Annotated in this window: 7 protein-coding genes; 4 read left to right on the top strand and 3 right to left on the bottom strand. The window is 66.4% G+C overall.

Features of this window, described 5'->3' with window-relative positions; translation table 11 throughout:
• Nucleotides 1–228 precede the first annotated feature (228 nt).
• Together CJZ98_RS03255 and CJZ98_RS17930 are read left to right on the top strand one after the other, a co-directional pair.
• Nucleotides 229–1,104 carry a LysR substrate-binding domain-containing protein gene (locus CJZ98_RS03255; protein ID WP_094588253.1) on the top strand — a complete coding sequence of 292 codons (876 nt, stop codon included), beginning with the start codon at nt 229–231 and terminating at the stop codon, nt 1,102–1,104.
• Nucleotides 1,105–1,206: 102 nt separating this feature from the next.
• Nucleotides 1,207–2,103 carry a type 2 periplasmic-binding domain-containing protein gene (locus tag CJZ98_RS17930; protein ID WP_108723274.1) on the top strand — a complete coding sequence of 299 codons (897 nt, stop codon included), beginning with the start codon at nt 1,207–1,209 and terminating at the stop codon, nt 2,101–2,103.
• A 161-nt stretch (nt 2,104–2,264) separates the two neighbouring features.
• On the opposite strand, the gene CJZ98_RS03250 is transcribed toward CJZ98_RS17930, so the two are convergent.
• Together CJZ98_RS03250 and CJZ98_RS03245 are read right to left on the bottom strand one after the other, a co-directional pair.
• Entirely contained in the window at nt 2,265–2,879 is a 615-nt protein-coding gene (locus tag CJZ98_RS03250) for a TspO/MBR family protein (RefSeq protein ID WP_094588251.1), read from the bottom strand.
• A 546-nt stretch (nt 2,880–3,425) separates the two neighbouring features.
• Nucleotides 3,426–3,668, bottom strand: a complete 243-nt coding sequence (locus CJZ98_RS03245; protein WP_094588249.1) for a hypothetical protein — start codon at nt 3,666–3,668, stop codon at nt 3,426–3,428.
• 143 nt (nt 3,669–3,811) lie between these two features.
• Here CJZ98_RS03245 and CJZ98_RS03240 point away from each other — a divergent pair, with 143 nt between their 5' ends.
• On the top strand, nt 3,812–5,008 hold the full coding sequence (locus CJZ98_RS03240) for a glycosyltransferase (protein ID WP_094588247.1): 1,197 nt from the start codon (nt 3,812–3,814) through the stop codon (nt 5,006–5,008).
• A gap of 84 nt (nt 5,009–5,092) precedes the next feature.
• A complete protein-coding gene (locus CJZ98_RS03235) occupies nt 5,093–5,773 on the top strand; it encodes a sugar transferase (RefSeq protein ID WP_094588326.1) in 681 nt (226 codons plus the stop codon).
• Here the strand turns inward: CJZ98_RS03235 and cbiB are convergent.
• Nucleotides 5,767–6,879: an adenosylcobinamide-phosphate synthase CbiB gene (cbiB, locus tag CJZ98_RS03230; protein WP_232756156.1), complete on the bottom strand. Its 1,113-nt coding sequence runs from the start codon at nt 6,877–6,879 to the stop codon at nt 5,767–5,769. The genes CJZ98_RS03235 and cbiB overlap by 7 nt on opposite strands.
• Nucleotide 6,880 lies beyond the last annotated feature (1 nt).

Raw genomic sequence — 6,880 nt, 5'->3', positions numbered from 1 at the left:
CTCCAGCTTCTTTTTGCCTTGTTTGCCTTCTGGCTGCAGATTCTGAGCAGCCAGCTTGTAGCTCTGAGGCGCAACAAACTGCCATCAAGCGTTGAGACAGCTGCTGCTTGATAATCACTCAGCAAGGCACCTGACTGCCAGAATCTGTATTGGCGGCAGCGGCTCCGACTTTCTCAGGAGGCCCTATGTGGCTATAGAATAGCCTGGTATATCGCTCCATATCTGCTGTTGATCAGGCTTGAAGTTCTTGAGGTATTGGATGGACTCCTGTGGTTCGGGTCCGGTGAGGAAGTCTCGAAGAGGTTCTCCATCAGCCAGCCAACGGTGAGTCGTTACTGCCGCAAGGCGCTGGATCTGTTTAGCCTCTCTCTTGATCGTCAGGCTGGTGAGTGGGAGCTTCTTGGCGACCAGGACCTGTTGCGGCTTGAGAGGGAGGTGCATCAGTTGGCGAGGGGAGCGGGGTATCGCCCTCTTCGCTTGGAAGCGACCTGCTGGAGCGCTGCTGCCCTCTGTGCAGACCTGGCGCCAGGCTGGATGCTTGGCCTCTCGGAGAGTGTCGGTGTCAAGCGCAACCTGCAGTTGCTGAAGGATCGTGTTGTTGATTGTTGGCTTGCTGGTCTTCCCGATCTGCCTGCATCCGTGCAGGCTGATCTGGTTTCCATCCAGCTGGCTCGGATGCCTGTCTTTTTTACTTGCGCCCCAGGGCATCCTCTGCTGCAGCGTCGCCATCTCGACTTTCGTGATATCGCCCCATTCCCCATGCTGCCCCTGCCTGCCGGATTCTATCCGCGAATCGAAAGCTCACTGAAGTTGATCGGCCTCTGGAATGCTGGCGTTCCCGTGGCGAGGCATCGCCGCGATCAATGGGAGGGAATGGCGGAGTCAGGACTCATGGTTGGGTATGGAACTCCGCTGAGTCTGGGGGCTTGTGGTGGTCGGCTTTACCGGCTTCCGCTGAATCTTCCTTTAGATTCTGGGTATTCCCTGATTGTGCATCGTGATTTGCTGTTGCACCCTCTGTTCAATGGCTTGACTGACTTCCTGCTTTCTCGGATTCGTGATCTGGCACTTGAGTGTCCTGAGATTGCCGTTGTCTACGGGTGATGTCTGGCGGGGCGCTGCCGCCTATGCAGATCCTGAATTGGATGCAATATCTCTTGATATCAGCCGGATGTGTCTTGTTGCGAGCTCGATTCGAGGCTGATAATGCGCCAAGGCGTTGTTGCGTGTTTGGTCGAGCTGGAATGCCTTGCTGCCCTGGATTGCCTGCAATGGTTGCGGACCGGCTCTCGCGCCGCCGAAGTGCTGAACTGCAGTCAGTCTCGGGTGAGTCGCAATGCGGGGAAGTGTCAGAAGTCGTTCCGGGTCAATCTGAGGAAAAGCTCTTCTGAGTGGTGTCTCTCTGGCGACGGCTTTCTGCTTGGCATGGAGCGGCGGGTGCATCAGCAATACCGCTGGGACACCGATCGCCCACTCCGTCTCGACTGTCAGAACTGGTTGGGAGGAACCTATTCACCTGTTCTCCTCGATGGGTGGATCAAGGGAAATCTCGACTATCTGGAAGGCTTGCGTCCGCTTTCACTGCTGCGGGATCGTGTGATTGATGCCTGGTTGTGCTCCTTCCCTGATCATCCCAGGGACCCTGAGTTTTCCTGCTTTCAGCTCTGCTCGACGCCCGGTTACCTGGTGGTCAAGCCGAGCCACCCCCTGCTCGATCTCGGATCATCTGTGTCGTTCAATGATGTTCGCCGTTATCCCGTGGCCCCGTGGCCCGCTGGTGTGATGCCGGTGCTTGAGTCGACTCTTGGGTCGATGGGTTTGCCTATGGAGGACATCCGGGATGCTGCCGCCCCATCACTGCCCCTTGCTGATCTGCAGGTTGGCATCACATCGCCTCTCGCCTTTGCAGGGCACAGGTCAGGTTCTGTTGCTCTGCCCCTGACGCTTCCTGTTGTTGTCGGCGATGTCCTTGTCGTCCGATCGGACTTGGCTGGCCATCGTCGGACGCTGGGTCTTGTTGACGCGTTGCTGCACCATCTCCGTGCCGTCTCTCTGGGCCTTGATGATGTGCATGTGTTTGCTGAGGCGTCGGTTCTGCGTTGAGTGCGGCTGTTGCCCGTGGTGGCTGAGCCCGTTGGGGCACCGTGGGTTCAAGCGCTTCCTCCATGCCCTTGGTGCCACCGGAGTCGGCGTCACCAGTCGATCGGTGGCTGCGGAATCCGATGCGCTCGCTCCCATCGCGCTGCCCCCACCTGCCTGGGCCTTCAGCGGTTGAGCCGCTGCATCTGCCAGGTGACGGCCGTGCCCACCGGGCTCCAGAGCAGGTAGGGAATCAGCAGCAGCCAGGCCGGTTGGGACTGGGGTGCCACCACCACCGCCAGGGCCACCCCCCAGGCCCAGCCAGCAAAGCCGATCCGGGTGCCGTTGCGCAGGCAGCGGGTTCTGCAGATCAGCCAGGTGTAGCTCTGCACCAGCAGCAGCAGCCCCAGATAGCCCGCCATCAGGCCCCAGCTGCTGGTGGCGCTCCAGCTCAGCAGCGCCGAGGCGTAGAAGCAGGCGTAGATCCCGATCCAGATCAGCGGAATCAGGGCCTCAAAGGTGAGCCAGGCGGGGCGCCGCAGGCGCAGAAACCAGGCGAAGTCGTCGCGGCTGGGATTCAGGGCCCAGCCCACGGCCCCCATCACCAGCAGGATCACGACGGCTGCGATCACACCTTTGCCCCAGACCAGCTCCAGCCTGGCGGCGCCGGAGGCCCGTTGGTGGCGGCCCGGTGCTGTGTCGAGCAGTTCATCAAGACCTGTGTCCCTCGATGACGAGCGGTGTCGAGTGTGGCGATCCCCGTTGCCTGAATCCGGCCGGCGGGCCGATCGTGTTGGCATCGGGATTCGGAGGCTCCATTGATGGACGACACCCCCCCGGACCAGAGGCCAGGAGCGCGCTGACGATCCGGCCCCTGCTCCAACACTCTCGACGGATCTCTGGTTTCCCTGGCGTCCCTGGGCTACGGCCCTGCAGGATCGCCGTCCACTGCGCCGCCCACGACCTGGCCCCCGCCCGGTCCCAGGTGCCCCGGATCTGAAGGGAAGCCCCTCTTGTCACCTGGCCCCAGGTGCCAACGCCGGCAGCTCCGCCATCGCCTGTCCCTTCCTCAACATCACAGCCACCCAACGCCAACCCAACGCCAGAGTTCGCTGATCAGATTGCACAGATCTGTTGTCGTTGGCCAGGTTCCGCGGATCATCTCCCAGGGATCACGGCTGTGGTTCAGCACACCCATTGGAGAACGAATCAGCCTCGATTCAGCACAATCCAGTGCCCAGCTGTGTCTCGTCCTATGGGCGTCAGAACAGCTGGGCAGACAAAGCCCGGGGGCCATGCTCCGGGCTTTGTTGTGGGCCTCCCCTGGCCTGCACCCCTGGCCAGCCTCAGCTGTGGAAGAGCAGCACCAGGCCCTTGCTGACCTGGTGGAACTCCCGCTCCTCCCGGCTCAGATCCAGCCCCACCTCCAGGCCCTCCTTGAGGGCGTCGGCGTAGGGAGGGGGCGTGGGCGGCTTGCCCTCGCGCCAGAGGGCGGCAATGCCCACCGGGGTGGCATGCCAGCTGAACAGCGCGGTCTGCCCGATCGACGGTTCCTCCAGGGCGTCTTCCAGAAGCTCGCGGATCGGCATGCGTTCCCAGGACCGGCTCCAAGCTTCGGGAGCCGCCCGCGCTGGGGCAATCAGCTGAGAGTTTTTGTGACCTGGGCGGCAACAGTCCTTCAAGCTCACCGGTTGCCTGGCCGCGCCGTGGCCCTGCCCCTACGGTTCGGCCCATGGCATCCCTCCCCGGCCCCGTTGCCCTGGTTCATGAGTGGTTCACGCCCCGCTCCGTCGGCGGTTCTGAGCTGGTGGTGCGGGAGCTGGATGACCTGCTGGAGCGGCCCCAGCTCCATGCGCTGGTGGATGGGGAGAGCGCTCGAGCGGACAGCTGGCTGGCGGGGCGCTCGATCCGCACCTCCTTCATCCAGCGGCTCCCCTTTGGCCCGAGCCATGTGCAGCAGTACCTGCCGCTGTTGCCCCTGGCGATCGAGCAGCTCGATCTGGAGGCCTTCCCCCTGGTGCTCAGCAGCAGCCACCTGGTGGCCAAGGGGGTGCTGACCGGTCCGGAGCAGTTGCACGTGAGCTACGTGCACACCCCCGTGCGCTACGCCTGGGACCAGATGCACCCCTACCTGCGGCGCTCGGCCCTGGCCCGCAGTCCCCTCGGCCCCCTGATCCGTTGGCAGCTCCATGCCCTGCGCCAGTGGGACCGGGCCAGCGGCCAGCGCCCCGATGTGCTCGTGGCCAACTCCCGCTTCACCGCCGAGCGCATCCGCCGCTACTGGGGCCGGGCGGCCGCGGTGGTGCATCCGCCCGTGGCGGTGGAGCGCTTTGACTGGACTCAGGAGCGCGATGGCTTCTACCTCTGCCTCTGCCGGCTGGTGCCCTACAAGCGCGTGGACCTGGTGATCGAGGCGTTCAACCGCACCGGCCTGCCGCTGCTGGTGGTGGGCGATGGCCCTGAGCTGCATCGGCTGCGGGCCCTGGCCCGCCCCAACGTGAGCCTGCTCGGGCGGGTGAGCGCCGAGCGGGTGGACGCGCTGATGGCCTCCTGCCGCGCCTACGTGTATGCCGGCCTGGAGGATTTCGGCATCGCGCCGGTGGAGGCGATGGCGGCCGGTGCTCCCGTGATCGGCCTGGGCCAGGGGGGGCTTCTCGATACGGTGCGTTGCATCGCGGCAGGGGCTCAGGGCCCCACGGGCCTGTTATTCCCCGAGCAGAGCGTGGAGGCCCTGGTGGCCGCGCTGGAGCACTTCGAGCAGCAGGGCCTCTGGCGTCATCTGCCGGCCGAGGGGCAGCGCCAGTGGGCCGAGCAGTTTTCCCCCGCACGCTTCCGGGAGCGGATGGCGGGGCTGCTGGAGCGGGCCTGGGAGGGGCACCAGCGCCGGCTGCACGGCCGCAGCCGCCCCCTGTCTGTGCCTCTGCGGTGAGTGACTCCGGCCCCTGGAGCCCAGCCAGGACGGCCCCTTAAATGGATCAACCCTGCCCCGTACGGATTGGTCGCCATCGCCCCGCTGCCCAGCACCCCGCTGCCGACCGCCTCGGGAGCAGCGGCGCTGCTGGACGCCCAGTCGAAGCGGGGGCGGGTGCTCAAGCGCACGGGCGACATCGTGTTTTCGTTGGCCGTGCTGGGGCTGGGGTTCCCGGTGCTGCTGGCCATCGCCGTGGCGGTGAAGTTCAGCTCCCGCGGTTCGGTGTTCTATGTGCAGCGCCGTATCGGCCGCGGCTACCGCAGCTTTGGCTGCATCAAGTTCCGCACCATGCGCCGCGACGCCGACCGCGTGCTGGCCTCGGTGCTGGCGGCCTCCCCGGAGCTGCAGGCCGAGTTCAAGCGGGATTTCAAGCTCAAGCGCGATCCGCGCATCACGCCGATCGGCGCCTTCCTGCGCCGCTCCAGCCTGGATGAGCTGCCCCAGTTCATCAATGTGCTGCGTGGCGAGATGAGCGTGGTGGGCCCCCGCCCGATCGTGCGGGACGAGCTGGATCGCTACGGCCAGAACATGGACAACGTGCTGTCCGTTCGCCCTGGCATGACCGGCCTGTGGCAGGTGTCGGGCCGCAACAACCTGTCTTATCAGCAGCGGGTGCAGCTCGACCTCTACTACACCAGCAACCGCAGCTTCTGGATGGATCTGGGCATCGTGCTGCGCACCATCGGTGTGGTGCTGTTTCCGCGGGACCGCGGCGCCTACTGAGCCTGGAGCGCCACCGCCGCCAGCCCAGCCGCCAGTCCACCTGTGAGCAGCCACAGCAGTTCCAGGCGGTAGCTCAAGCCCAGCATCCGCTCCACCGCGGCTCGATCAGGTGGTGGTGCTCCAGAGGCCAGGATCGGCTTGGGCCTGGGCTCGCCCCCGTAGTGGTTCAGCCCGCCCAGACGGCAGCCCACCACCAGGGCATAGATGGCCTGGGATACGCCCGCATTGGGGGAGGGATCGGGAGCCCCCTCCACCAGGGCCCGCCGGAACAGCCGTAGCGCCTCGCGCAGTCGGCCGGCCGCCAGCGGCAGGCTGAGGGCCACAAGCCGGCAGGGCAGCCAGGTGAGCAGGTCGTCGAGGCGGGCGCCGGCGGTGCCAAGCCAACGCAGCCGGCCGCGGCGGTAGCCCAGCATCGAATCGAGGGTGCTGGCCGCCTTGAAGCCCCAGGCCAGGGCCAGGGGGCCGGGGGGCCAGCCGGCGGCGGGCCCGGTGCCATCGCTGCCGGCCGCACCGCCCAGGCCGCTCCAGCCCCACAGCAGCGCGCCCGCCAGCATCCAGAACAGGGGCGCGAACAGTCCATCCACCGCGTTCTCGCTGGCGGTTTCGGCCAGGGCCCGCAGCACGTCCGCCGCGCTGAGGTCCTCGGTGTCGCGGCCCACGATCCAGGCCAGCTGTCGGCGCGCCGGCTCCAGATCACCGTCCGGCGCCTCCGGTAGGGCGGCCAGCACCTGCTGTACCGCCTGCTCCAGGCTGCGGCCCGCCAGGGCACTGGCCAAGGCCACCACCAGCAGCGGCAGGCCCAGCGCCGCTGGTAGCGGGCCCCCGGGGAGGCAGATCCGTTCCAGGCTCCAGCCCGCCAGGCCGCTGCCCCCCACCAGGGCCAGGGTGATCGCCCCCCCGGCCAGGCGCAGGGCCAGGGGGGACTCTCCGGCGATGGCCTCGGCGGCCCCGCGCAGCCGGGCGATGCACCAGCCCATCACCTGCACGGGGTGGAGCAGGCCGCAGGGATCGCCCACGAGCCGGTCCAGGCCGCAGGCCGCCACCACCAGCAGTAGCCCGGCCGGCCCAGAGCCCAGCCCAGCCTCCAGCCCCACGTTCAGCGCCAGA

The sequence above is a fragment of the Vulcanococcus limneticus LL genome (genome assembly GCF_002252705.1).
Taxonomy (GTDB): Bacteria; Cyanobacteriota; Cyanobacteriia; order PCC-6307; family Cyanobiaceae; genus Vulcanococcus; species Vulcanococcus limneticus.
This window is presented reverse-complemented; position numbering and strand designations above follow the sequence as displayed.

Bases quoted from the DNA above. Each gene is read 5' to 3' on its own strand.
- CJZ98_RS17930 (WP_108723274.1), top strand. From the start codon at position 1,207: ATGCGCCAAGGCGTTGTTGCGTGTTTGGTCGAGCTGGAATGCCTTGCT.
- CJZ98_RS03240 (WP_094588247.1), top strand. From the start codon at position 3,812: ATGGCATCCCTCCCCGGCCCCGTTGCCCTGGTTCATGAGTGGTTCACG.
- CJZ98_RS03245 (WP_094588249.1), bottom strand. From the start codon at position 3,668: ATGCCGATCCGCGAGCTTCTGGAAGACGCCCTGGAGGAACCGTCGATC.
- CJZ98_RS03250 (WP_094588251.1), bottom strand. From the start codon at position 2,879: ATGCCAACACGATCGGCCCGCCGGCCGGATTCAGGCAACGGGGATCGC.